Origin of the sequence: Estrella lausannensis (genome assembly GCF_900000175.1) — a bacterium.
GTDB classification, from domain to species: Bacteria; Chlamydiota; Chlamydiia; order Chlamydiales; family Criblamydiaceae; genus Estrella; species Estrella lausannensis.
This window is the reverse complement of sequence record NZ_CWGJ01000012.1, coordinates 68,098-92,644: the sequence shown is the minus strand read 5'-3', so window position 1 is coordinate 92,644 and position 24,547 is coordinate 68,098. Positions and strand designations below refer to the sequence as shown.

The following is a 24,547-nucleotide window of genomic DNA, read 5'->3' as shown; positions in this document are numbered from 1 at the left end:
ATTTAAAAAAACAGGTGGTAGGTGGGATATGGTTGCAGTTAGTAGAGTGAGTGGCTCTCCTCTCGACAGTCAGGTACCGGTCGAGTGCAGGAAAAAGGTTGAGGCAGAGTCAAATCTGGCTGTGCGCGTCATGAATGTTTTCGAGAAGGCCATCTGGGATTTTATCAACCAGACTAGCAAAGTGCTAAAGCAGACGATGAAAATAGTCATCGTCAAGTGTCCCGAGTACGCCGAGCGCCTCTCAAAGGTCATTGCCCACATCGGGTTCCTTGCAGGAGTTAGCCTTCTCCTCTCTATTAAATCCCTCCCCAGTCAAATGGCTAACTGGTACAAGAACTTTCCGCTGGAAGATTTAGAGGGCGGTATCTTGGGAACTTTAGACCTCTTCGCCACGCTTGGGGGAATGCTTGACGATGTCTCCTGTTTCACCGGATCGCTCACAGCTGTCGGTGCGATTCCGGCAGTCGCGTTTTTTGGTGCGATCGGCATGCCGCTTGCGATAAGTCTTTTGAGTTACGCCATTCTCAGCAAGAGCTACAGTCTAGTCCGTCATGGGCAGTTCATCGCTTCCCTCCCCAAGGAGATTAACGCAGAGAATTTAGAAGAATTTAAAAAAATGATCGCGGAGAGATTAGATGATCCCGATGCGAAGTTGAAGGCGAAAAAAATCCGGGTGCTCTCAAGGCATGCCGATCCGAAAGTCACGGCGATCATGGAGCAGCTCAAGGTCCATCTTGAGAAGAATCCGGGCGATCTGGAAGGCGTCAATTTAGCACTCAATGACATGAAAGTCATAATGAGAAGAAAGATGGCTCTTGGCACAGTCGCAACAGTGGCCAACGGGGCTATGTTGACGGCTCTGGTAGCCGGTATCCTCTGTCCTCCGGCGGCGATTGCGGTTTCTGTTGTAGCAGCGATGAAAGCCACCACGGCCATCGGGTCTCACGCCTATAAAACCTTTTGGTTTGAATCGAATTTGACCAGCATGGAAAGGATGAAGTCGGCCGCTTAAGCGTTGCTTGGGGAACAATGTTTTATGTCCCGTAAGCCCGCCACAATTTGATCTTTGGTAAAAAGAAAGCTCTCCAAGATTAAGAGGGTGGTTTGTCTCATATTTCTAATATTAGGCAACTTACAAACTTAATCTTGGAGAGCTTTCTTTTTACCAAAGATCAAAATTCGAGACACTTTCGGTGTACATCAAAGGGTAATCTGGATATTCTAGAAGCGGCAATTTTGAGGGCGTTTCTCAAAGTGACCGTCTCTCTTTTTTTAGCCGGATGAAGGAAGTTTTAATGCAGTCAGAAGTTGTAGATATCATTATTCGCCATCGCCGGGAAAACCTCAAAAAATGCAGCTTGCGCGGCCTTGAGAGCCGAAGCGATTTGCGATTTTTCACCTATCCGCGCGACCAGGTGCCGGATCTGACAGGTTTCCTTCTCCTTTCGTTTGAAGGTAAACCCTTGAGTACAGAGGACAGGGATAGGGGGATTGTAGTGGTGGACGGAACCTGGAAGCTTGCCCAGGCTATCTATAAGAACACTCCCTCGCTTCACCAACTGGAGAAACGATCGCTTCCGCTGCATTTCATCACTGCCTACCCGCGACGTCAGGACGACTGTGACGACCCGGACAGGGGACTTGCGTCGGTTGAGGCTCTCTTCATTGCGCGCACACTGCAGGGACGGGACTCCTCGGGTTTACTCGATCACTACCACTGGAAAGAAAAGTTTTTAACCCTTAATGCGGGCCTTTAAAGAAGGCCAACGTTCATGCGGAATTTCGCTGCCCAGGTGGCCGATCACCTCGCTGGCCAGCAGATTGCCGTTTAGGGCGCAACGCTCAAGAGAAAATCCCTGGAGCACTCCATAGAGGAAGCCGGCAATAAAAAGATCACCGGCGCCAGTGGTGTCCACCGCCCTTGCCGGCAGGCTGGGGCCGTGCATCAGATCGTACCCTTTGCCAACCCATGCTCCCCCTTCGCCGAAAAGCACTACAGCCGTCTCCGAGAGATCTTTCATCAGGAGGCATGCCTCTTTCGGGGGTTGGCCGGTGAGCGCGAAGGCTTCATCGGCATTGGCAAAAACGATATCGCAATAGCGGATGATGAAGTCCGCCATACGTCCTTTTTTTTGCCGGACAAGAGTAAAGCTTCCGAGATCTAATGAGACGAGGCAGCCTGCCTCCCTCGCCAATTCCGCCGCCCTCTCAGGTACACCTTCTTGCAAAAAGGTATAGCCTTCGATATGGACAATACGGGTGTTTTGAAAAAGAGCCTGGGTGATTTCGTCCGGCTTTATATCTGTACTCGCTCCGAGATGGTAAAACATCGTTTTTTCGCCATCTTCTGTAATCAGGCAAGCCACTTCTGTGGTAGGGAGAGGGGAGGTGACCATGAAGGAGTCGATTTGGGCGTTTGCAAGAGATTGCCGGAAGATTTCGCCGGCTTGATCATTGCCCGCTTTCCCGAAAAAGGCGCAAGGTTGCTCCAGCATCGCCAGCCCACGGATGGTGTTGGCGGCGCTGCCACCTGCCGCGGGAGGTTTGGCGATCTTGCCTTTCGCTAGGATATAGCGCAGTTTCTCTTGCGAGGCGGGCCCGGCGGATCCTTTGAAAACATGAATTTCGCTCAGGAGATCATCCGTTGCAAAAAGTGTGTGATCTAGCACCGCTGCGCCGATGCCTAAAACTTTGCCTCCAGCCACGTAAATCTTCTCCTTACGTCTTGAGGTTCTTTTGTTTTCGCCTTTTGAAGGAAAGTATCTTTTTAATGTGTACGCGGTTGGAGGAGATGTAATCGACAGCTGTCAGCAAGGTGAATGAAACAGCGGCGAGTGCAATCCAGAAACTGATCGTTTGCAGTTGACTTAAGGCAATGGTCCCACGGCTCTGCAGCAGCATGAGAAGAACGATAAAAATTGCAGTTGCAGCTTGGGCTACCGACTTGATTTTGCCGCTTTTGCGGGCTGCAAGAGCCACTCCTCGCAAAGCACAGATGGTGCGCAGCGTGCTGACGATGGAATCCCTCCAGATGATCAAAAAGACAAAGAGCACCGGGATGTCGATGGGAGGGTAGGTGAAGGCTAAAAACATGGAAATACGCGCGACGCTGTCTGCCATCGGATCCAATATCTTGCCAAGGTCAGAGACCTCTCCGTAGCGCCTGGCATAGTATCCGTCAAACGCATCCGATAGCTCTAGGAGTACCAGCAGGATCAGCAGGGCATAGGGCATCGACTCTTGCGACAGGCCAAGGAAAGAGTAGTGTACGTAGATAATCAGAAAAAAGGGGCTCAAGAGTACCCTAGTCAATGTCAGAAAGTTAGCCAGTCCCAAAATCTGCCTCGTGCGATCGTTTATCTTTGACGGGCGCGTTCAAGCCGAAGATCGCCGCTTGAGCTGAAAAGAGTTCAAGCTGGAGAAATAAAGGTCATGAACGGCCATTAATTAAATCAAGATTAAGGAAGAGAGGGGTAAATTTCTAGCACTTCTTAGTGAGGAGTCTTGGGGGCTGTGTGCATCTGGTGTGGGGAAAAAGGAGAGCTGATTTGCTGTAAAACCTTCTGGATCAGTGAAGATTGGCGCCAGTTGATGGGGTGTATAGCAGTGGGTAAAGGAGCCTGATAGGGGAGAAAAAGGTCTGTATGGGCCTAAAAATGCTGTTTTTGATAAATTTTTCGATTTATGGCTTGCAAATAAATGGGGATGAAAGGTATCTTTTTGGCATGTTTAACAACTGGGGCGTAGCCAAGTGGTAAGGCAGCGGTTTTTGGTACCGCCACGCGTGGGTTCGAATCCTACCGCCCCAAAAACGCTCGGCAAAAGCATAGCATGAGTGAAAAAGAGCGTCAGTTTCTTTTGTTGTCAGGTCGGTCTCATCCGGCATTGGCCGGAGAGGTGGCGTCTCAGCTGGGAGTTACATTAGCCAGTGTGGAAATAGCGACATTTCCGGATGGCGAAATATCTCTCCAGATAAACGAAAGCGTGCGGGGCCGAGATGTATTTATAGTGCAAACAATCGCCCTGGATCCTAACAACTACTTGATGGAGTTGTTAGTGATGATCGATGCCTTGAGAAGAGCCTCTGCTAAGTCAATCAATGTAATAGCCCCCTATTTGGGTTACTGCAGGCAAGACCGCAAAGACAAACCCCGAGTGCCGATCACTGCCAAATTGGTGGCGAACCTAATCGAAAAAGCGGGTGCTTCAAGGGTGATAACCTTTGATCTCCACGCAGATCAGGTTCAAGGTTTTTTTGATATTCCTGTTGAAAATTTGCAAGCGCGACCCAAGTTGGCTGCAGCGTTCTCAAGGAAAGAAAAAGAATCTGTCGTTGTTGTTGCCCCCGATGCCGGAGGCGTCAAGTTGGCAAGAGATTTTGCCAAAGAACTTGATGTGAACTTCGCCGTTTTGGACAAAAACAGATTAGACGCCCATCATGTGGAAGTGGTCACGATCATAGGAGATATCACAGGAAAAAATGTACTTCTCGCTGATGATATGTGCTCTACAGCAAGCACATTGGTGTCAGCTGCGAAAGCATGCCAAGAGAGGGGGGCGAAATCGATTTTTGCAGCGGTAACGCATGGACTGTTTGTTGGGAATGCAATCGGCAAAATAGCTGAAAGCCCGATTGAATCCCTTTATGTAAGCAATACAGTGCCTTTAAGAAATGCGGAACAGCTTTCGAAAAAAATCATTTCTGTCTCAATCGCACCTCTTCTTAGTCAGGCTATCGAGTGCATCCTGGATAGTAAGTCTATCTCCTCGCTTACAGCGTTTAACCACCTGTAATCCTAAGTATCCCAGAGTTAATAGTTTGTTAACACAAGTTCAATGAGATCAGCGCTGCACTGCATTGGGTAGGCAGCGCTTCCTTGATGTTTTTGATTGGAGGAAACATGAAGCTAAAGTTTCAAGAGCGCTCGCATGAGCAAAAAAGAGAAGCCAGACGCTTAAGACGCGAAGGCAAAATCCCAGCGGTTCTCTATTCGGATGGAAAAGAAGGCGGAGTAATCGCGATCGATTCCCAAGAGTTCCAGACAGGGCTACGCCAAGTGAAGAAAGGTCATCTGGCAACAACAATCATTACGCTTGTTGACGAAAAAGGCAGCGAACGCAAAGCCATTATAAAAGATATCCAGTACCATCCTACGACATACAACGTGTTGCACCTTGACTTCGAAGAGCTTCACTCGGATGTCTATGTTAACGTTAAAGTGCCCATTGAGTGCACTGGGATTGTTGACTGTCAGGGTATCAAGCTCGGCGGTGTTTTGCGCCAGGTAATCCGCGCACTGAAAGTTCGTTGCTTGCCGAAAGATATTCCAGCTGCTTTCCAGGTGGATGTGACGCAAATGGCGATCAAAGATTCGAAGAAACTGTGCGACCTACAGATTCCGGAAGGAATCAGGGCTCTTGCCGACATGAACGAAGTAGCGGTAGCAATCGTTAAGAGGTAGGTGACTAGCGGTGCCCACAACGCGAAGCTTTGACTTAGTCTGCGTAGGCCTGGGAAATCCAGGTGCCGATTATGTGCTTACAAGGCACAATATCGGAGAACGAGTCGTTAAAGCCTTCGCTGATGAGATAGGAATCAGGTTTCTTTTGGAAAGTCGCTTCAGAGCGCAAATTGCAAAAGGAACCTACAACTCATCGAAAGTAGCGCTGCTATTTCCTACCACCTATATGAACTTAAGCGGCGAGGCGGTAAGAAGTTTTATAGATTATTATAAAATTGCCCCGAGTGAAATCGTAGTCCTCTGCGATGATGTCGATTTACCCTTGGGATCGCTACGCTTAAGGAAAGAGGGTCGGTCCGGAGGTCACAATGGCCTTAAAAGCATAGAGAAGTGCCTTGGAACACAGGACTTCGCCAGGCTGAGGATCGGAGTTGGAGCCAAACAGGACAAGCAGGACTTGGCAGACCACGTCCTGGGCAAGTTTACTAAAGAGGAAGCGATTTTGCTTCCGCAAGTTATTGAGAATGCGGTTTCCGCCCTCAAAAGCCTGATGTCGGAAGACATCGAAAAGGTGATGAGCCGCGTAAACCAGAAAGTTAAACAGTCGAAAATGGACCTTCGAAAAGAAGGTGAGGAGAACTGTCATGAGTCAAAATACACAAAACCTCTATGAGGGTATGTATATCATCAGCGCTAAGCTGAGCGATGATGCAAGAGGCAAAGCCCTTGAGAAGATCAAATCCGCTATTACCGAAAGGGGTGGAGAGGTCGTTAAAATACACGATCAGGGAAGAAAGCGTCTTGCATACGAAATCAATGGGCACAGAGAAGGACACTACTATGTGCTCTATTTTAACTCCAAACCAGCCAGTATCTCTGAGCTGTGGAAAGAGTACCACCTCAGCGAAGACTTGATCCGTTTCGTCACGCTGAGAACAGAGAAAGTGCTGGAAAAAATCGAATTTAAGCCTCTGGCAGAAGAAAATTAAGAGGAGGGCAACCCATGTTTGAACCAAAACCAAGAATGAAGCCGATGGATATGCGTCAGAAAAGGCGTAAGCGCTGCCCTTTCACTTCCGCAGGCATTAAAGAGATCGATTACAAAGATACGGATACGTTGACTAAGTTCATTACCGAACGCGGCAAAATCCTGCCAAGAAGAATTACAGGCGTCTCCGCGCATTTTCAGCGGCAGCTCGCCCAAGCGATTAAAAGAGCTAGGCATATGGCCCTGTTGCCATTTGCTGCCGAGGTATAAAGGAGGCTGACCATGGCGACAAAATTGCTGTTAATTGAAGACATAGAAGATCTCGGCCGCAGCGGAGACTTAGTCTCGGTCAGAGAAGGTTACGCAAGAAACTTCCTCCTCCCACGTGGAGCGGCTGTTATTGCTGACAAGAATGCAATCAGAAGGCAAGCGGCACTGCAAGAAGCAAGACGCCTGCAAGCAATCGAAGACAAAAAAGACGCAGAAGTTCTGGCTGCCAAACTTGAGCCCATTACGATTCACTCCATTGTTAAAGTGGATCATGAAGGACACATGTACGGTTCAGTAACTGCGCACGACATTTGCAAACAGATGGAAGTCGAACACGGCATCCACCTGGAGAAGCGTTACGTGCAGCTTAAGCATCCTGTCAAGGCGCTTGGAATTCATAAGATCGAGCTAAGACTTAAAGAGGGCGTGCCCGCAAGCATCACTCTTAAGATTTCGGCAGAAAATATGGATTTTGAGATGAAAGCCGTTGATGACGCTAAGAAAGCGCATCTCATCGCTGAAGATCAGCCTGAGTAACTATAACGCCGGCTTGCTTAAAGCGGGGCTTTTAATTAAGCCCCGCTTATACAGAAAGTGTCTCAAAATTCGGCATTTGGCTTTTAGAGACTGACCACAAACTGAAATCGTAAGATTTGTTTATGGACAGCGCCTTAGGAAGGTCTTGCAATCTTCCAATCGCGAGAGTTCTCTATTTGCCAAAACCAAATTTTGAGACACTTTCGGTATAGGTCAACTACAAAAGCAAAGGCAAACTAAGTGATAACGCTAGCATCACCAGCTAAAGTCAACTTATTCCTGAGAGTCTTAGGCAAGAGAACAGACGGATATCACGAGCTAGTTTCCCTTTTTCAGACCATTTCCCTCAAAGACATTATAACCATAGAAAAAGCGGAGCAAGACCAGCTCTCTTGTTCTGATCCTTCAGTACCAACCGACCAGACTAATACCGTCGCGAAGGCCCTTGCCGCCTTCAGAAAGCGCTCGCACGACTCCACCTCATTCCGTATTCATTTAACAAAACAGATTCCCCATGGCGCAGGGCTGGGGGGAGGCAGCAGTAATGCCGCGACAGTGCTGTTTGGTGTGAATGCTCTTTCTTCAGCCCCTCTCAGTGGGCAAGATCTTTTACAGGCAGCTCTCGAGGTAGGTTCTGACGTTCCCTTTTTTCTCTCGACAGGCACCGCCCTTTGCAAGGGGAGAGGCGAGATCATCGAGGAGATGACCCCTCTTAATGAGGAGCCGCTCCATATCGTGATGCCCTCATTTACGCTTTCAACGCCGCGAGTTTATAACCTCTTTCAGGCGGCTAAATGCAGAGAGAGAAGCTATCCGCAAAAAGGAAGTGATATTGAAGCCGAAAACTACCCCTGCTTCAACGACCTGGAAGGGCCGGCCTTTGAAATTGCACCATTGCTCAGAGATTACAAATCCTTTTTCTTGAGCCAAGGATACGATCGAGTGTTCATGACCGGTTCGGGCTCAGCGCTCGTGGTCATGGGATCAAAAGAGCCCCTGCTTCCGCCCGGATGCCGTCATTTTCCTGCGCGCTTCATCTCTCGAGCACCCGCAACTTGGTACCACACCGAGAGTGCTTCATAATTTGATTTTTTGGCTCTGAGAAAGCTAGCGATAGTGAGACTCTTGCGGGTGGTTAGATTCGCAGGGTCTTGCGTTAGCGGGTGGGCATTGCAATCGTTTAGAAACCGGTTAAAAATCTAGTGGGATTGGAGCCGCTAACCTGTTATTATAGAACCGATAAAAGAGGTCAGCACAGATGAGAATATTTGACGATCAGTTCATTGTCATCACCGGAGCCGCGGGATTCATTGGGTCTTGCCTAGTCAGACATTTCAATGATCTGGGGATTTACAACCTTGTCTTGGTAGATGAGCTAGGGCACGATGAAAAGTGGAAAAATCTCACTGGCAAACGTTTCGTTGAGCTGATCGATAAGAAAGATCTCTTTTCCTGGATTGAAGGCAGAGAGAGTGAAATCGAGGCATTTGTCCATCTGGGCGCTATCTCGGATACGCAAGAGACCAACGCTTCTTTGCTGCTGGAAAATAACACCCGTTTCTCTATCAAGCTCTGTGAGTTTGCTCTAAAGCATGGGCATCGCTTTGTTTATGCGTCGTCAGCCGCTACCTATGGGGACGGAACGCTGGGCTTCAGTGACTCAGACGAGGATCTCTATAAGTTAAAGCCGCTTAATATGTATGGTTTTTCCAAACAGCTTTTTGACCAGTGGCTCTTTGAAAACGGTCTTTTAGATCAGGTCGCCGGACTTAAGTTTTTTAATATTTTTGGACCGAACGAGTGGCACAAAGGGTTTATGGCATCCGTGGTTCTGCAGTGGACTCCTAAGGTCTTGCAGGAGGGAGTTATCAAACTATTCAAATCGAACGATCCCCACAATTTTGCCGATGGCGAACAGAAACGAGATTTCCTCTATGTGAAAGATGCAGTCAAGTGGGTGCATAAGATTCTTACCAGCAATCAAACAGGCATTCTCAATATCGGCTCGGGCGAGGCATCGTCATGGAACGATTTGGCAAAGGCCATCTTCGCCGCCCTGAATAAGACACCCCACATCGAATATGTTCCTATGCCGGAGAAATTAGCCGCCAAATATCAAAACTACACCTGTGCTGAGACCGAAAAACTGCGGCACCTTTTGGGCAGCGACTTCAATCCAACCCCTCTTGCGGCTGCAGTCAACGACTACATCAACAACCACATCCTGCCAGGTAAATCATGGTAAAACTGATCGGCCCTCTTTCACGTCTTTCTCCCCGTACAATCTTGGTAGCGGGCGATTTTATGCTCGATTCCTACACAATCGGGAAGGTAAGGCGCATATCCCCGGAAGCTCCCGTGCCTGTCGTGCACGTCACCGGCCAAAGAAAGTTGCCGGGCGGCGCAGGCAATGTGGTTTTAAATCTTCTGGCTCTGAAAGCCAGTGTCAAGGCATTGGGACGTGTCGGTGCAGATGAAGCAGGACGCAGTATTATCGAGTTAATGAAAGAGCAGGGAGTCAAGGCAGAGTGCCTTTTTGAAGAACCCTCCTTCCTGACCCCTGTAAAAAACAGGATTATCGCTGACGGCCAACAGATCACAAGGGTCGATTACGAAGAGATTACCCCTTTGTCAAATGGGATTGAGGCGAAGGTGGCCGCCAATTTGGATTCACTTTTTGAGAACGTCGAGATGGTGGCGCTATCCGACTATGGCAAGGGGTTCTTAACCGGTTCATTGCTGCGTCTCTTAATCGACGAGGCTAAAAAGCGCGGAGTGACATCGATTGCCGATCCTAAAGGGAGCGATTTTTCCCGCTATAGGGGCGTGGATATTATCAAGCCGAACTTGTCGGAGGCTTATGCTGCTGCCGGTTTACCTTTAGGCGCGCCCCTGGAACTTGCCGCAGAAAGAATCTTGGAGATTACAGGAGCCAGGATTCTTCTTCTGACAAGATCGCAAGACGGCATCTCCATCTTCACAAACGATGGGAAGCGCCATGATTACCCCGTGGCCGCACGGGAGGTCAAGGATGTGACAGGTGCAGGAGACACCGTGCTTGCCGTTGTTGCGATGGCTCTTGCCAGCGGTTTGGAGATCCACGAGGCAGCCGCTCTGGCCAACGTGGGTGCATCCTGCGCCATCGAGCAGTTTGGGTGCGCGCAAGTGTCTGTCGGACAATTAGCCAAGCGTCTTTCGCTCCTTGATCCGCTAAGTAAGATTTTTGATGAGGAGCATATGTTCATCATCAAAGAGGCTCTATCGGATAAGACTCCCGGTTTTTTAAGCGTTAGCGCCCGTGAAGGCCTCTCCACTAAAGTTTTCCATAAGATCGCGGAGATGGCAAAGAAGCACTGCGATGGTTTAGTGGTGGGTGTCAGCGATCATGATGGCAGCGATGAGTTTGTCCATCTAATCGCATCGCTCCGGGAAGTCGCCTTTGTGGTGCTCGATGAAAAGAACCTTGAGGTACTTAAGAAAGAGCTCGTTCCGGCTGTTTAGCATCCGTCGCACGCCAAAAGCTTCCCAAAATTTGGCATCGGGCACTCTTACTGCTTCCACGATTGAAAGAGAGTAAGTTACGCATATCTCTGATGTTAAGTGATTTATCATCTTTCAATCGTGGGGGTTTTCTCTTTCTCAAATCAAATCGTGAGATGTTTTCGGTATGCGAGAGGCCCTCTCTCCAAGCGGGCGGGCACTGTCAATTTCGGGCGTATCCTGCCTTAGTCTCCGGTTTTAAGAGGGGCGCTAAGGCATACAGCATCCTATCCTCTTGAATTAAATGAGAAAAAGGGCAAATTTACGGTTAAGTAAGAGATAGCTTAAAAGCCCGGAGAGTTCCCGATGATCAAGCAAGATCCCGCTCATTTTGTCTGCCAGCCCGAAGCCGAGAGAATGCTTTTGGATATTCTCGATGGGGCAATGGAAAAGAACAATCACATCAGGGAGCTTGATGCGGCGCTTCAGCATAAAACAAGCTGCCTCCTGTTCGACTTTCTAGATCACGTTTCCATTGGCAACAGAGAAGGGATTGAGAAGGAGCTGGAAGCCGTCGGATTCAGGCAGGAGGAAGCCCGCCCGACTTACCGGGTATTTGGCCATCCGGGTGCTAAGCTTCCCAAAATCGTGCTGAAAGACCACGCACAAACAATTGACGGAGTTGCTGTCAAAGCAGAAAGTATCGCCGAGTATCTGATGACCCGTGGCGTCGGCGGGCACATCGAAGGAACGCCTTTTAGTCCGTACAGGCGCTGCCTTGCCTCTGCAGACAATGAAGTTTCCCTCTATGTCGTTGAACGCCGGTCAACCGGCTCGATGGAGCCGATTGAGGAGGAGCCCTTGGCAGCTAAAAAATACCTTCTGGCATTGGAAAAGTGGATGACAAGACCACGCGCAATGGATGATGAAGATGAAGCGATGCGCCTGACACTGCGCCTCGCGGAAGAGATCGTTCGTGAAGTAGGGCAAGATATGGCCGCCTGGATTGTCTTGGAAGGCGAGCGAAAGTTTTGGCAAGCAAAAAACAGGGCCGGTCAGCTCCAGAAAAACCGTCAGGATAGTCTCGGTATGGGATGGGCCAATCACGATCACCACACATTCCGCTCATCGAGGCAACGCTTTCACCTACTGGTTCGTCTCTTCGAAATGCTGGGTTTTCACCTCAGGGAGAGGTTCTACGCCGGGAAGGATGCCGGCTGGGGAGCGCAGGTCGTAGAAAACGAGCGGGCGCAATTGGTCTGTTTTTTGGATGTCGATTTAGACGAGCAAGAGCTCGATATCGATTTTGCCCATGGCGGTTTGAGGGAGCGTGAAGAGCTGGGGACCATTGGTCTTTGGTGTGCGTTGCATGGCGACTCCATACTCGCCGCCGGTATGCACCACTTGGAAGCGCAGTTTCTCTTTGAGAAATTGAAGGACGATCTGCATGGTGCCGGGGTTGCCATGATGGATCCCTTCTCAAATTTCCCTTATCTAAAACAGGCGTTTACCAGAGGGGAGATGTGGCCGGTTTCTCCCTATCGGGTCAAACGCCTCGTCAAAGAGGGGAAGATCTCTTCGGAAGAAGGCGAGCGGTTCCTAAAGATGGGGGCATTGGGCAGCCACTTGGAAAATTTGCAGCGGCGCGAGGGGTACAAAGGGTTTAACAAAAAAAATGTTAGCTCGATCATTCGTAAGACTGACCCACGGTCCCAGCAAGATACGGTCGCTCGTTAAATTTTATCTGGATCCGATTCAGGCAGTCCGTTCCTTGGAATCGATCCGTTCATCCTGTCAAGAAGAGCAGTTACAATTCGCAGGTGTTCTCTCTTTCTCTGTCTTTATAAATTGAATTTCTAACCACCCCTTTTTGTCCAAAGCCGGCATTGGCGCACTTTCGGCACTCAGCCCTCCCTATACCGAAATTCCCTCTAAAATTTGGTTTTTGGCCAGGAGAAAGCTCTCCAGGATTTAAAGATTACAAGTCACCAAATAATAACATAGAATCTTTCAATCCCAAGGATTTTTCAAAACTCCCCTGCCAAATTATGAGATAATTTCGATGGAAATCGCCAGGCGAAAATGCTGTTAACAGTCTTAGAAATCGATGGTTTTTTAATTGATGAAAGCCGCTTGTTTTCAGTGGGATATAAAAGAGGAAAGTTAAACGGGTCTCTTAATAAAATCTTAATTCATTTTTGATATCTTGTCTTTTTTTAGAAGCTGTGTCACGAGTGTTTTTTGATTTGAAATTATTCTCGTTTTTTATTATAGTTGGCTCTCTTTATAGATATTTTATAATTGTAGTGAGGAATATATGAATTTATTCGGTGTGGGAAACTCCCAAAATGATAATTGGATTCAGGGGTTGGCAAGGGATGATCATCCACTCATGCAGTCGCCGGAAGATTTCATGCAACTACACCCCACCTGGGAAAATGCCCTTCACCAATACTTCAGCGATAATCCTGACATGGATTGTCCGGCCAATCGTGCTGAGCTTGCCCTTTTTATGCAAAGAAAGCATTCCACAGTTTCTCACCCGCAAGTGGCTATTCAGGAATTTGGAGCTAGCGCGCGCTGGGTACATTTTATCAATAATGCAGAAGCTGCCAGAAACAATAAAAACAGCAGCGTCGCTCTCACGATTTTGAAGGTCATTGGGCAGATTTTCCTAAACATCGTCACTTTGGGGCTCTACGGAGTCGCTTCGATCTACCTGCAGCAAAAGGCAATAGTAGACCTCTCCGACAAAAAGGCCAAACACGAGAGCTTTGTCGCGGAAACTTTAATAAAGGTCCATAACTTGAAGAGACAAGTGACTGAAGCTGCAAGACAAGTGCAGCATCAACAAGTCCAGGTAGTTCAGGCCGAGAACAATATCCAGCAGATCACAGTACAGCTTGAAACACTTCCCGGAGCAGATCCTCATCTCCTTGAAAGATTGAATGAGGAGAAAAGTAAGCTGGTAGAGGCTAAATCGCTTTTCCATACTGTCGCAAGTTCTTTTGATGCCGATGATGCCGAGGTTGAGATACCTTCTGAAATGGCGACCAATGGGGATAGTTCTGAAACCAGAAAGGGATGGGTAAAGCCGCTCTATACTGTCAAAGCAACAGATATCACCTCCGCCGAGCCAAGGTCTAGACCCGCAGTGAATGGCTGCAGCACCATGGAAGAGCTTCTCACTGCCCATTTTGACCTGGCTACCCGCGAATTGCTTCAAAAAAATGGCCAGGGAAAAGTCAAATTTAACAAAAGCTCCAAGCTACTCAGCGATTTTGTCGAGATCGGCGGCGGTGTCTTCGATAAAAAACACGGTGATGCGATCAGCGCCATCTATAAATGGATGGCCTATAAGATGCTGATGGATGCAGGTGTTAAGAAGTCAGGAAAAGACCACATTTCTATCGTCCTCAATGAATCCGGGCTGAAAGTCAGCGCTTCGCAGCCTTACTGGGTGAGCGATTCGGACGTCATTTTCAGCCATCATGATGGTTGGACACCTCCTCTTGATCCTCCCTCCAATGGAGTTGATCCAGTTTCGGCCTACTATCTTCTGCATGGTATGAATGCCGAAACAAGATCTGCGTTGGAAGCTCTCATCTTAGATCCGATGACTCCGCATGAAAGCGACGACCTGAAGAAAGCAAAAGCTATGAAAGGCGAGAAGAACCAGCGTGCAGAGGCGATCAAGAATGCTGAACTGCTCATAGCCGATATCGCCAGCGCTTTGCAGCGCAGATATCAGTCCTCTTTGGATGATGTCTGGGGTGATTTCTTCAATGATGATGACATCGATGTCTACTTCAAAGAGCCAAAGCAGGCTGAAGCGGAGACTGTAGAGGATGACGAGGAAGCTGAGTTGAAGAAGATCGTGAGCTGGAATCCTCTTGAGTTGCCCCTTGCCTTTGAGGACGAAGCTTTGATCGCAGACTTAGAGCGCACAAGACAGCAAATCGCACCTGTCTGGAATAAAATTTCAGATTGCCTCCTAACGAAATATACAGATAACAGCCAGATTAAAACCCTCTCCAATATGCAAGGGTTGACAGATCAGTATTGGTGGATGCACTTGGGGATCAATTCCCAAGGATGTCTTTTCAGTGCTCTCGCGGGTGTATTGCTGCAGGGCGCCAAATCCAAAAGCGACATCAGTCCCCAGCGTTTGAAGAACTTCATCGCCAGCTATCTGGAGGCGGGCGCCGGAGAGCGTTTGTATACGTTCATCAATGCGGAGACAAAACAGGGACATGAGATAGGCTGGTCCTGGAACATCTACGCCGATTTCCTGAAAGGAAAGGCTATTGACTGGCATGCAAATGGACTCACTAACAGAAGCAATTATCAGATGGGCGACTTGGAGATTGAGTTGCTTTGCAGGGCTTTGGGCCTGCATGTTGAGGTGTTCTGTAATGGCGGTGCTTATTCTGTCAAGGATGGCCGCATCACATCGACGAGGCATTATGGCGCTATCAACGCTCCAGAGAGGATAACGCTCTTCTGCAGCAACGGACACTCCTGGTATGCTCTATTTCCGAAAGTCAGGGCATCTAAGTTTAACGATCCGTCGGATTTGAAGAGGGCATTGAACTATGCCAAAAGCTACTGGGGTGAGAACGATGGCATCGAATACGGTAGCTGGCATTCGTTTAAAATGCCGCCGACAAACAGTTTCTGAGTGGATAGGGCGGTTTAAGGTTTAATGGTAGCCGCCATCCCAATGGAGATCGCCCCAAACTCAAGTCAGTTTCAGTTTGTGGGCACTCTCTAAGCAGTTATAGAAGTAATATATAGTAGATAGAAAAGTTAAAGAGGTAATATGAGTACCATTATTTCCCGATTCAATCACGAGTATGGTATATACACACCCGCTCAGATCGGTTCCCTGGCGATCACGCCCACCGCCTTTTTTAAATCTCCTGAGGGAAGAGTGTGGAAAGAGGGGATGGACAGTTTCATCAACGACCATCCTGCTGTACGTTTCAACCGTGGTAAGCTGATCGCTCACATTCTCGAGCTTGCTGTGAAGGCTCATCGCCAGAACATACTCCAGCATCTCATTAAAGACTACATCGCGGCCAATATCAATGCCTATGACTTTGAGCTTAAACCCGGTGACGTCGGCTATCAGGAAGAGCAGGTGCAAAGCGCGGCCCTGTCTGCTCTTAGGCTGATTGGAATTGTTTTCTTGAACATCGTAACTCTTGGTATCGCATCGATTGTGTGGCTGGCTTTCTTAAAGTCGAGAGTGGAAGTGCTTGATGGCGAAACAACCGAGTTGAAGCAGTTTGAAGCCTATCAGGCCAGCCGCCTAAACGAAACGGCGCCGGCGAAAGACAGAATCAGGAATCTTTTCACCGAGCACGGCCGCATCGAACAGCGTGCAAGACAGCTTAACGAGCAGCTGCAAGGACTTGTAGAACAGCGCAACTTGAGAGCGAATGCCTCTTCAGCCCAAGAGCAGATTAGCCAGATCATCGCAGAGAGAGAGGAGCTGGAAGCCGACATTGCTAATCTCTTAGGTGCAGCTGATGATGACGTTTCCATCGATATCAATCCGTTAACCTCTTCGATATCCAAAAAGCTCGGCTATGTTGAGCCTCTTTATAAGAAGCGCGAAGGCGACGATATCAATATCAGTGGAAAGTACAAAGATAAGAAGAAGACCAGAGTCGTTGGTGGGATAATCCAAAAAAATCAGTGGGGAGTGCCCATTCAAGACACCATCCCATCCGAACAAGGCAAGTGGTTGAATGGCAAATCCACGATGGAAGATCTGCTTGGATCCGCTGCGGATTGGGCAATGCTCAATCTTCTGCAGAAAGCCGACGAGGGCGAGATCCGTTTTAACAAGAGCTATCAGCTTGCCGAAGCTTCTGAAGCGGCCAAGCAATATCAGCTGGCAATCTTTAAGCATATGGTTTTCCTGATGCTTGATGCAGCAGGCGTAACCGCTGACTGTACATTAGTCCCTCACGTTATTCTTAATGAAGACGGCAAAGGCGGCTCGCTCCAGGTAGACCCATCAATTGCCTATAGAGCTGAAGCACCGGACGGGTCGAAAGATGTGATTCTCTATAAGAACAGAGACGGCTGGTCGCCATCCGATCCATCCAAATTCCCAAGAGGCATCGACCCGCTCGCTGCTAAATGGATTCTGGCCCGCTATGAGGATGAGTTCGAAGAGATGAAGACGCTGGAGAAGCTTCTTCTGAAACCTCTTTTGACAGAGCCTCTTGATCTGGAGGGAGTCAATAAGGATCTTCTGATCGCCAATGAGCTGATCGAAGAGATCGCTTTGGCCCTGATGGATAGATACCATGGCCTCTTTACTACGAAACTGAACCATTTTGCGACAGACAACGTGGCAACTCTTGACAGCTTAGATCAAGAGGCGAAATCGGTGGATTGGTCCAATGTGAGCAAGCCGTGGCTGAATCAGGAAATCCGCTCGACGCTGCTTAAGTCCCACAGGATCTTGACCGGCCTTTCCAAGAGAGGATCGCAGCTTTTACACGAGTCGATTGACGACAAGAGCAAAACCCTGACTCTGCCGGCAGACTCCAGCAAAGCGCTCGAAGAGATCAAGAAGTTCTTCCGCGTCATTCACTTAGATATCAATGAAGGCGGTAACCTAGATCACGGATGTCTCTTCTCATCGCTAAGCATCTCCCTTCTTCAGGGCGCTGGAAATAAGGCCGAAATCAGCCCGCTTAGAATCAGGCAGGCAATGGCCGGTTGCATCGAGAAAAACAGCGTGAAGTGGTCGCAAAAAATCATGGAGCGCACGAGAAAACGCCTACCCGGTAAAACGGTGATGACAGAAGGTTGGACAACCGACCAGTACTGCAAATGGCTGAGAGGTCAAGATCCCGGTTTGAAGCCGACCCAGGCTAAGAGACTGCGTGATGATTACAACGAGCTTGAGCTGGAAGTGTTTGCCAATGCTTTCGGCATCGAAGTCAACGTTTTCGTCAGTGGACAGGTGCTCAGGAAAGATAAGAAAGATTTCAAATCTTACTACACATACGGCCCGAAGACAAAAGAGAAGCTTTATCTCTTCAACTCTCAGGCGCTTTCTTTCTACGCGATTACCCCGAAGCTGACCGAAAGAGAAGAGGGGCTTGACATGGAAGCTAAAGCTTTAGTGGGTCATCATCAGCGTTTCTGGGCAAGGAACTGTGATGAGAATCTGGCCGATTTCGACACCGGCTGGAACCATTTCCAGTGCTAACTTTAGGTAAAAAAGGCTAAAGATAACGGTGAAGAAGCTCTGCCATGTGCAGAGCTTCTTTTTTTGTGCCGAATTGAATCTGGCTGCGGCAAGACGTTCCATTGGATACTACGACTCCACTGTCTGTAAAACGCCGCACAGCCGGCAAAAGTTTAAGCTCGCCGATCTTCATGGAAAGATCGAAATGCTCCTCTTCATAACCGAAAGAGCCGGCCATCCCGCAGCACCCCTCCTCTGCCTCCTGCACTTTTATAAAAGGAACCGCTTTTAAAATGGACCTGGCTGGTTCTCTTCCGGTCTCGGCTGTGTCGTGACAGTGCGTATGCAAGAGAACATCGACCTCTTTTTCCGGTTCTTTGCAGAGAATGGTTCCCCCTTCCTTCAGGTAGCCGTACAGAAACTCCTCAAAGGTCATAGCAGCTTTTGCGACGGCGGCAGCTTCAGGGGAGAGATCCGGTCTTTGCTTCTGAATGAGAGAGGGGATTTCATCCCGGAGCGTCAGGATGCAGCTTGGTTCAATTCCGATGATGGGGATTCCTTTTTGTGCATAAGGGTAAAATGTTTTGACCAGCCGTATGGCCGTGCCGAGCGCTTCATTAAGCATTCCCTTAGAGATAAATGTTCTTCCGCAGCATCTATAGGGGGGAGACACCACTGAAAACCCGTGGGCTTCGAGAAACGAGGCTGCCTTAAGACCTATATGAGGCGATAGGTACTGATTGAACGTGTCGTTAAACAAGATGACTTTGGCCGCGTCGCCTCGTGGCTTTTTCGCTCTGAAGAGCTCAGTGAAAGGCCTTAAAGCGGGCAGAGGTAAGCTTCTTTCCTCCGCAATCCCCATCATTTTCTTGAAGCGGCGCTCCAAAGATGATCCCTGAAGTAGTTGAGGAAGAGGCCATAACATGGATGCCCCATAGAGGAAAAGTCCCATGTGTCCAAACAGGAAGCTCCTTATGCCGGTTCCCATCTTGTGTTGATTTTGGTAGAGAACTTCGGCTTTAATCTTCGCCATATCCACCTGCGAGGGGCACTCTTTTTTGCACCCTTTACACATCAGGCAAAGATCTAAAACTTGAAGGACGTCCTCGTCGCTGACTTTAAATCCCTTTCCGCCGCTGATCCAGGCTCGCAATATTTCCGCGCGCGCACGGGTAGTATCATATTCATCCCTAGTCGCCTGAAATGACGGACACATCACACCCTCTTTCTTTCTGCAGAGTCCGTTGCCGTTGCATAGATCGATGGAGAGATCGAATCCACCTTCTTTTGAGAAGTCGAAAAAAGGCTCGAAAGGTAGGTCTTGATCGGGATAACGTCTTAAATGTTCGAGTGGACTTAAGTCGCCGACTACTTTGCCGGGATTCAGGATGTTACCAGGATCGAAAGCCTTCTTGACTTCGACAAATGCCTGGTAGATCTGTTTTCCAAAGAGTTCTTTGTTGAAAGAAGTGCGGATCAAACCGTCTCCATGCTCGCCGCTTAAAACCCCTCCATGCCTTTTGATCAGCTGAAGGGTCTCTTCCATCATTTTGAACATAGTCATCCGCTCTGTTTTGTGGCGCAGATCGACATAAGGCCTGATGTGAAGGCAGCCGGCGCCGGCATGGCCATAAATTCCCGCGTCTTTATTATGGGATGACATTAAATTTAAAAAATCCTCGATAAAGCCGGGAAGTTTTGCCGGCGGAACCGAAAGATCCTCTATAAAGGCGACAGCGCGTGAGTAATCACGCTTGGATAAAAGGAGTCCCAAGCCCGCTTTTCTGGTATCGAGCACCGCCTGGATATCTCTTGGATCGTAGACTGTCGACAGATGCGTATCATCTAGGGAGATCCGTAGACGGTAGGCAACCTCTTCGATGAGTTCCCTTAACAGATCAGGGTCTTCGTGGTCAAACTGTATGGCGAGCACTGCTTTCGGGTTTGAAATCAGCGGCATCGCTCTTTTTAAGTACCTGCTTTTTTTTGCCGAATCTATGATTTTGTCGTCGATCAATTCCAATGAGAAGGGTGCGTCCTTTAAGATCAGCGGTACTGCTTTCATCGCCTGCTTCAGGGTGGTGAATTCGGCCAGAATCATGGCTTTGTTTTTAATGCGCGGAACGACTTTGACTTTAAGCTTGGTGGCAATGCCCAGCGTTCCTTCGGAGCCGGCAAAAAGTTTGGCCAGGTTGATACTATCTAAGGAATCTGTCAGGGCATCCAGGCGGTACCCGGAGGAAATTCTGGGCAGTTTTGGATAGCTTGAGTGAATATCGGCTTCATACGAGGAGCGAACCTTGGCAATTTTTGAAAGCAGGGGAGGGGAGTGCTCGGGTAAACTGGGGTAGGGCATCTGCTTTAGCACGATAGATGTCGCATCGGCAAGAAGGGTTTCCACTTCCAAAATGTGGTCTGCCATGCAGCCGAATCGAAGGGATTCGGAGCCGGCAGCGTTGTTTGCCAGCATCCCCCCCACGGTAGCCCGGTTTCCGGTCGAGGTCTCAGGCCCGAGTCTTAGGCCGAAGGGTTCGAGGTGCTTGTTGAGGTCATCTTGGATTACCCCCGGCTCGACGATCGCATACCCCTCCTCGCAGTTGACATCAAGGATGCGGTTTAAATGCCTTGTCAAGTCGATGACGAGACCCCTTCCTAAGCACCCTCCGGTAATTCCTGTTGCGGCCCCACGCGCAATGATGGGCACTCCATGTTCTTTTGCGACCTTTAGTGCAGCTTTGATATCCTCGCTGTGGATGGGCTGAAAGACAGCGATCGGTTCGATTTCGAAAATGGAAGCGTCCTGGCTGTAGACTATACGCGTTGCAGCATCGCTTTTCACCAACCCTGCGACGGCGTTTTTTAAGTCGTGGATAAAGTCCTGACTGCCGATTTTACTCCCCCTTCCACCTGATGCAAAGAAGGGTGATATCATCGTATTGTCCCTGGCCTTCTGAGAAATCGGTCAGGTCATTTTTTAGGTTGCTGACCAAGAGCGAGAAGTCTTGCCGCGCATGTCTTCTTATCAGATTTTCGAGTCTCTCTTTTGGATAGATCTCACCCTTTTTATTGATCGCTTCGGTGACGCCGTCCGTGAAAAGGATGATGGAATCCCCTTTCTGCAACTGTATTTTCTTTTCGACGTAAAGCGAGTGCTCCCTCTCTAGATCATCGATAATTCCCAAGGCGATTCCGCCATCTTTGGGGATCTGCTGAAGATTGCCATCTGCCGACAAGATGTAGGGCGGATGGTGGCCGGCATCGCAATAGACGACTTCTCCGGTTTTGATGTTTAAAACACCATAAAAGGAGGTTACGAACATCATCGATTCGTTATTGTAGCAGAGGTAGTGGCTGACTTGCTGAACGCAGGATTTGGGGGAAGGATTTGTCAGCGCTGTCGATCGCAGAAGGGTTTTGCTCATCACCATGAAGAGGGCTGCCGGCACTCCTTTGCCTGACACATCGGCGATCACAAATCCGAGCCTTTCCGCTGTGATCGGAAAAAAGTCGAAAAAATCACCGCTTACCTCTTTTGCCGGGAACATTTTACCGAAAATTTCAACGGATTTGTTGCCCGGATAGGGGTTGAAGTTGTGTGGAATGAAAGTTTGCTGGATATAGCTTGCGATCTCCAGTTCCTTTTTATACTCGATGATGCGGTTCTGGGCGATCGCTCCCTCTTTCAAAAAGTTGTACTGGTCGGTGATCTTTTCTAACGTTGTGGCAAGGTCTTTAAGATCGATTGGTTTGGTGATGAAATCGGACGCTCCGAGGTTCATGGCGGCGCGGATATTTTCCATGTCGCCATAAGCGGAGATGACAATCGAGCGGAACAGTCTTTTTTTCTCCTTCAGCTTGGAGAGGAAAGTCAGTCCGTCCATCTCAGGCATGTTGATATCCGTTAAGATGATGCCGATGTCAGGGTCTTGTTCGATGAATTTTAAAGCCTCCACGCCGTTTGAGGCGAAATGGAACTCCATCTCGTTGTTTTTTATCTGTTGTCTGAATTTCTGCCTGATCAGCGCTTCCAGCGCCGGTTCGTCATCGACGACGAGAATTTTATTGGGGATGACTGAAGACTGAGGGACGTGCCTGCCCTTACTCTCCTTGTCGGGGCCGTACTTAATGATCTTATCTTTCAGCGCGGCAAAATCGATGGGCTTGTTGATAAAGCCGTCCGCTTTGTATGCCATCGCCTTCATGTGGTTGGCTTCATCTCCATAAGCGGTCACCATCATCACCGGCATTTCGGGATAGAGGTTTTTTAAGGATTTCAAAAGCTGCAGCCCCGATATGCCTGGCATATTGATATCGGAGAGGATGAGGGTGGCATTGGTACTGTCTTGGTGTGATAGTTTATCTAGGGCCTCTTCTCCCGAGGAGGCAAATGAAAACTCAAACAACCCCTGCTTGATCTCTTCTTTGAACCGTTGGGTGAACAGGGATTCTGTTGCTTTTTCATCATCCACGACTAAGATTTTCATGCTGTCAAGACCTCTCTTTCTTTTTTAGGCTGAAGCGGTATTGTGATAATGAACTCGCAGAATTCATTATCTTTTGTGTCAAATGTCAAAGAGCCTCCATGCTCTCTGACGATAATGTTATAACTGAGCGAAAGTCCAAGCCCCGTCCCAACTCCCGTGGGTTTGGTGGTAAAAAACGGAGTGAATATTTTCGACTGGTTCTCCTCTCCGATTCCAAGTCCGTTGTCACGGATGCGTATCCGGAGGTAATTACCGACGTTCTTTGTCTTCACAAATATTTGGGGCTCATATCCGGGATCGCCCTTTTTTTGCTTTTCTTCAACTGCCTGAAATGCGTTATTTAGCAGATTCAAAAAGACGCGGCAGATATCATTTTGCACGCACTCAATGTCTTTTACCGATTCGTCGAATTCTTTATCAATCCGGCACTTAAATGTCGGGTTTTTGGCGCGCATGCCATGGAAGGAGAAATTGATGTATTCATCCAGGATTTTATGGATATCTGTCTTGATCCACTCTCCGGGCTTGCCGCGGGAGTGTGCCAGCATGCGCTGAATGGTGTTATCCGCCTTTTTTCCCTGTTCATGAATCGTGTTGATATTGTCAGCCAATGTTTTGATCACTTCCTGCATATTCTCTTTGTCATCAGGAGCGAGCTTGTCCTTGTGGGACTCCAGGCACTTTTCAATTTCACCCACAAGATCAATGGAAAGCATGGAGAAGTTGTTGATGAAATTGAGGGGGTTTTTGATCTCATGGGCAATTCCGGCGGTGAGGCCGCCTAATGAAGCTAGGTTTTCTTGGGCAACCAATCGGTTTTTGGCTGTTTCCAATTGATCTACAGTTCCCTCCATCTCCTGCACATGCTCTTCATGCAAAACGTGGCCGAATTGCCGCTTTTCGATCTCCAGCAAGATCCAGGCAGTGACGACGATGAAGGAGGTAATGAACATCCCGATGCCTGCAGCGATCGCCGCTTGCCAGGTGTAAACGGTGTAGGGCTCGGAGGCGCTGAACGTCACATTCATGCTTAGCTTGCCGAAGTGGATGAATTTGTCGCTCTGAAAGGCACCAAGTTCCAAGCTTTCCCTCTTGTCGCTCAATTTGATTTTTTTTACCGGCTCTGCGTTGAAGAAGTAGAGCAGCTTGCTTTGATTTTGTTCTCGTTCAAAAACAAAAATGTTCATAGCATCTTTTTGCTCTGGATCGAGGCTGTTTTTGACAAGCTCTCCAAGATCTATTTCTGCCCAAACAGCGCCGGAGGCCACTCCATTTTTTATTCCCGGAACAAAGAGGTGCACGGAAGAGTCGGGAATGTCGCCGGGAGCCGTCTCGTTTTCAATTGCAACCGATTGTAAGCTCCTTTCATCGATGGCTTTGTTTAAAAGCTCTAAAAGCCCTCTCGGCATCGCAGTGATGGAAGGAGAGCTTGTTTGCATCCAGGCAATTTTTTTGACAAACGGGCTGTTTTTCATCTTAGTTTCGATGATTCTTTGCACAGCCAAATGATCGATGCCTGATTCGTATGTGTGGAGGGTGGCGATCGTCTCTAGGCCGTGGATCAACTGATTGATGTGGATTTGGATAACCCTATCGGTGCTGCTGGATAGAACCAGAAAGCGACCCATTGTGTTTTCGTCTTCGATCCGGTGCGCTTGCGTGAAGACAAACCATGATATGAGAGAGCCGACGATACCTCGTATGATGATTGCAATCCAAGAGAAGGTGAACGAGACTTTTTCCTTGATCGCAGGATTGGGAGGAATCGGTATCTTTTTCTCCTGGAGGGGCGGTGGCTGTTTTTCTGATGGCGCACCAAACAGGTCTTTTCCTAAGGGTTTATTCTCGTCCATCATCGCTCATTCTTGTTTTGATAAGTGCGCATATACCGAAAGTGTCTTAAAATTTATTTTTGGCAGCGAGAAAGGGTCCCAAGATTGCAAGTCACCTAATATTAGAAATATGAAACGAGTTGCAATTTTTGATCCCTACATTTTTCCAAAACCAAAATCCCAAATTCTAAGATGCTTTGAGCATAACTTAGGGAGTTTCCAAAATCTGATATATACCCTTGAGGGAGGATTGTCTATAGAAAACAGAAGGAGGGTTC

The 24,547-nt window shown here is 48.5% G+C and carries 19 protein-coding genes and 1 tRNA gene; 15 read left to right on the top strand and 5 right to left on the bottom strand.

Translation table 11 applies throughout. The features are described 5' to 3' along the window. Positions 1 to 28: 28 nt before the first annotated feature. A complete protein-coding gene (locus tag ELAC_RS05420) occupies positions 29 to 1,012 on the top strand; it encodes a hypothetical protein (RefSeq protein ID WP_098038271.1) in 984 nt (327 codons plus the stop codon). A gap of 283 nt (positions 1,013 to 1,295) precedes the next feature. Beyond that, positions 1,296 to 1,757, top strand: coding sequence for a DTW domain-containing protein (locus ELAC_RS05415; protein ID WP_098038270.1), 462 nt, complete (start codon positions 1,296 to 1,298; stop codon positions 1,755 to 1,757). On the opposite strand, the gene ELAC_RS05410 is transcribed toward ELAC_RS05415, so the two are convergent. Both ELAC_RS05410 and pgsA read right to left on the bottom strand, forming a co-directional pair. Beyond that, a complete protein-coding gene (locus ELAC_RS05410) occupies positions 1,734 to 2,705 on the bottom strand; it encodes an adenosine kinase (protein ID WP_098038269.1) in 972 nt (323 codons plus the stop codon). The two genes, ELAC_RS05415 and ELAC_RS05410, sit on opposite strands and share 24 nt — an antisense overlap. Positions 2,706 to 2,718: 13 nt before the next feature. Next, positions 2,719 to 3,336: a CDP-diacylglycerol--glycerol-3-phosphate 3-phosphatidyltransferase gene (pgsA, locus tag ELAC_RS05405; RefSeq protein ID WP_098038268.1), complete on the bottom strand. Its 618-nt coding sequence runs from the start codon at positions 3,334 to 3,336 to the stop codon at positions 2,719 to 2,721. 401 nt (positions 3,337 to 3,737) lie between these two features. Between pgsA and ELAC_RS05400 the strand changes: the two genes are divergently transcribed. The 13 genes from ELAC_RS05400 (at position 3,738) to ELAC_RS05340 (ending at position 17,974) form a co-directional block, all read left to right on the top strand. Next, positions 3,738 to 3,809, top strand: a tRNA-Gln gene (locus ELAC_RS05400). Between the two features lie 22 nt (positions 3,810 to 3,831). Next, positions 3,832 to 4,794: a ribose-phosphate diphosphokinase gene (locus ELAC_RS05395; protein ID WP_098038267.1), complete on the top strand. Its 963-nt coding sequence runs from the start codon at positions 3,832 to 3,834 to the stop codon at positions 4,792 to 4,794. A gap of 107 nt (positions 4,795 to 4,901) precedes the next feature. Then, positions 4,902 to 5,462 carry a 50S ribosomal protein L25/general stress protein Ctc gene (locus tag ELAC_RS05390; RefSeq protein WP_098038443.1) on the top strand — a complete coding sequence of 187 codons (561 nt, stop codon included), beginning with the start codon at positions 4,902 to 4,904 and terminating at the stop codon, positions 5,460 to 5,462. A 10-nt stretch (positions 5,463 to 5,472) separates the two neighbouring features. Further along, positions 5,473 to 6,135 carry an aminoacyl-tRNA hydrolase gene (gene pth / locus ELAC_RS05385; protein WP_098038266.1) on the top strand — a complete coding sequence of 221 codons (663 nt, stop codon included), beginning with the start codon at positions 5,473 to 5,475 and terminating at the stop codon, positions 6,133 to 6,135. Continuing rightward, positions 6,107 to 6,451 (top strand): 30S ribosomal protein S6, encoded by a 345-nt coding sequence (gene rpsF / locus ELAC_RS05380; protein ID WP_098038265.1) that lies wholly within the window; start codon positions 6,107 to 6,109, stop codon positions 6,449 to 6,451. Before pth ends, rpsF begins: the two co-directional genes overlap by 29 nt. A gap of 35 nt (positions 6,452 to 6,486) precedes the next feature. Continuing rightward, positions 6,487 to 6,720: a 30S ribosomal protein S18 gene (rpsR, locus tag ELAC_RS05375; protein ID WP_239414410.1), complete on the top strand. Its 234-nt coding sequence runs from the start codon at positions 6,487 to 6,489 to the stop codon at positions 6,718 to 6,720. 12 nt (positions 6,721 to 6,732) lie between these two features. After that, positions 6,733 to 7,257, top strand: a complete 525-nt coding sequence (gene rplI / locus ELAC_RS05370) for a 50S ribosomal protein L9 (RefSeq protein WP_098038263.1) — start codon at positions 6,733 to 6,735, stop codon at positions 7,255 to 7,257. A gap of 240 nt (positions 7,258 to 7,497) precedes the next feature. Beyond that, complete coding sequence (gene ispE, locus ELAC_RS05365; RefSeq protein WP_098038262.1) at positions 7,498 to 8,340, top strand: 4-(cytidine 5'-diphospho)-2-C-methyl-D-erythritol kinase; 843 nt, start codon at positions 7,498 to 7,500, stop codon at positions 8,338 to 8,340. Positions 8,341 to 8,515: 175 nt separating this feature from the next. Beyond that, positions 8,516 to 9,502: an ADP-glyceromanno-heptose 6-epimerase gene (rfaD, locus tag ELAC_RS05360; RefSeq protein WP_098038261.1), complete on the top strand. Its 987-nt coding sequence runs from the start codon at positions 8,516 to 8,518 to the stop codon at positions 9,500 to 9,502. Further along, positions 9,496 to 10,758 (top strand): bifunctional heptose 7-phosphate kinase/heptose 1-phosphate adenyltransferase, encoded by a 1,263-nt coding sequence (locus tag ELAC_RS05355; protein WP_098038260.1) that lies wholly within the window; start codon positions 9,496 to 9,498, stop codon positions 10,756 to 10,758. Before rfaD ends, ELAC_RS05355 begins: the two co-directional genes overlap by 7 nt. Positions 10,759 to 11,103: 345 nt before the next feature. Continuing rightward, positions 11,104 to 12,474: a hypothetical protein gene (locus ELAC_RS05350; RefSeq protein WP_098038259.1), complete on the top strand. Its 1,371-nt coding sequence runs from the start codon at positions 11,104 to 11,106 to the stop codon at positions 12,472 to 12,474. A gap of 580 nt (positions 12,475 to 13,054) precedes the next feature. Beyond that, positions 13,055 to 15,418 (top strand): hypothetical protein, encoded by a 2,364-nt coding sequence (locus ELAC_RS05345; protein ID WP_098038258.1) that lies wholly within the window; start codon positions 13,055 to 13,057, stop codon positions 15,416 to 15,418. A gap of 141 nt (positions 15,419 to 15,559) precedes the next feature. Further along, positions 15,560 to 17,974 (top strand): hypothetical protein, encoded by a 2,415-nt coding sequence (locus ELAC_RS05340; RefSeq protein WP_098038257.1) that lies wholly within the window; start codon positions 15,560 to 15,562, stop codon positions 17,972 to 17,974. A 16-nt stretch (positions 17,975 to 17,990) separates the two neighbouring features. Here ELAC_RS05340 and ELAC_RS05335 read toward each other — a convergent pair whose 3' ends face one another. From ELAC_RS05335 to ELAC_RS05325, 3 genes are read right to left on the bottom strand one after another with little or no spacing between them, the layout of a single operon-like run. Next, positions 17,991 to 20,885, bottom strand: a complete 2,895-nt coding sequence (locus ELAC_RS05335) for an FAD-binding and (Fe-S)-binding domain-containing protein (RefSeq protein WP_098038256.1) — start codon at positions 20,883 to 20,885, stop codon at positions 17,991 to 17,993. Beyond that, positions 20,845 to 22,437, bottom strand: a complete 1,593-nt coding sequence (locus tag ELAC_RS05330; protein WP_098038255.1) for a response regulator — start codon at positions 22,435 to 22,437, stop codon at positions 20,845 to 20,847. The genes ELAC_RS05335 and ELAC_RS05330 overlap by 41 nt, the downstream gene beginning before the upstream one ends. Beyond that, positions 22,434 to 24,293 carry a sensor histidine kinase gene (locus ELAC_RS05325; protein ID WP_098038254.1) on the bottom strand — a complete coding sequence of 620 codons (1,860 nt, stop codon included), beginning with the start codon at positions 24,291 to 24,293 and terminating at the stop codon, positions 22,434 to 22,436. Before ELAC_RS05325 ends, ELAC_RS05330 begins: the two co-directional genes overlap by 4 nt. Between the last annotated feature and the right edge of the window lie 254 nt (positions 24,294 to 24,547).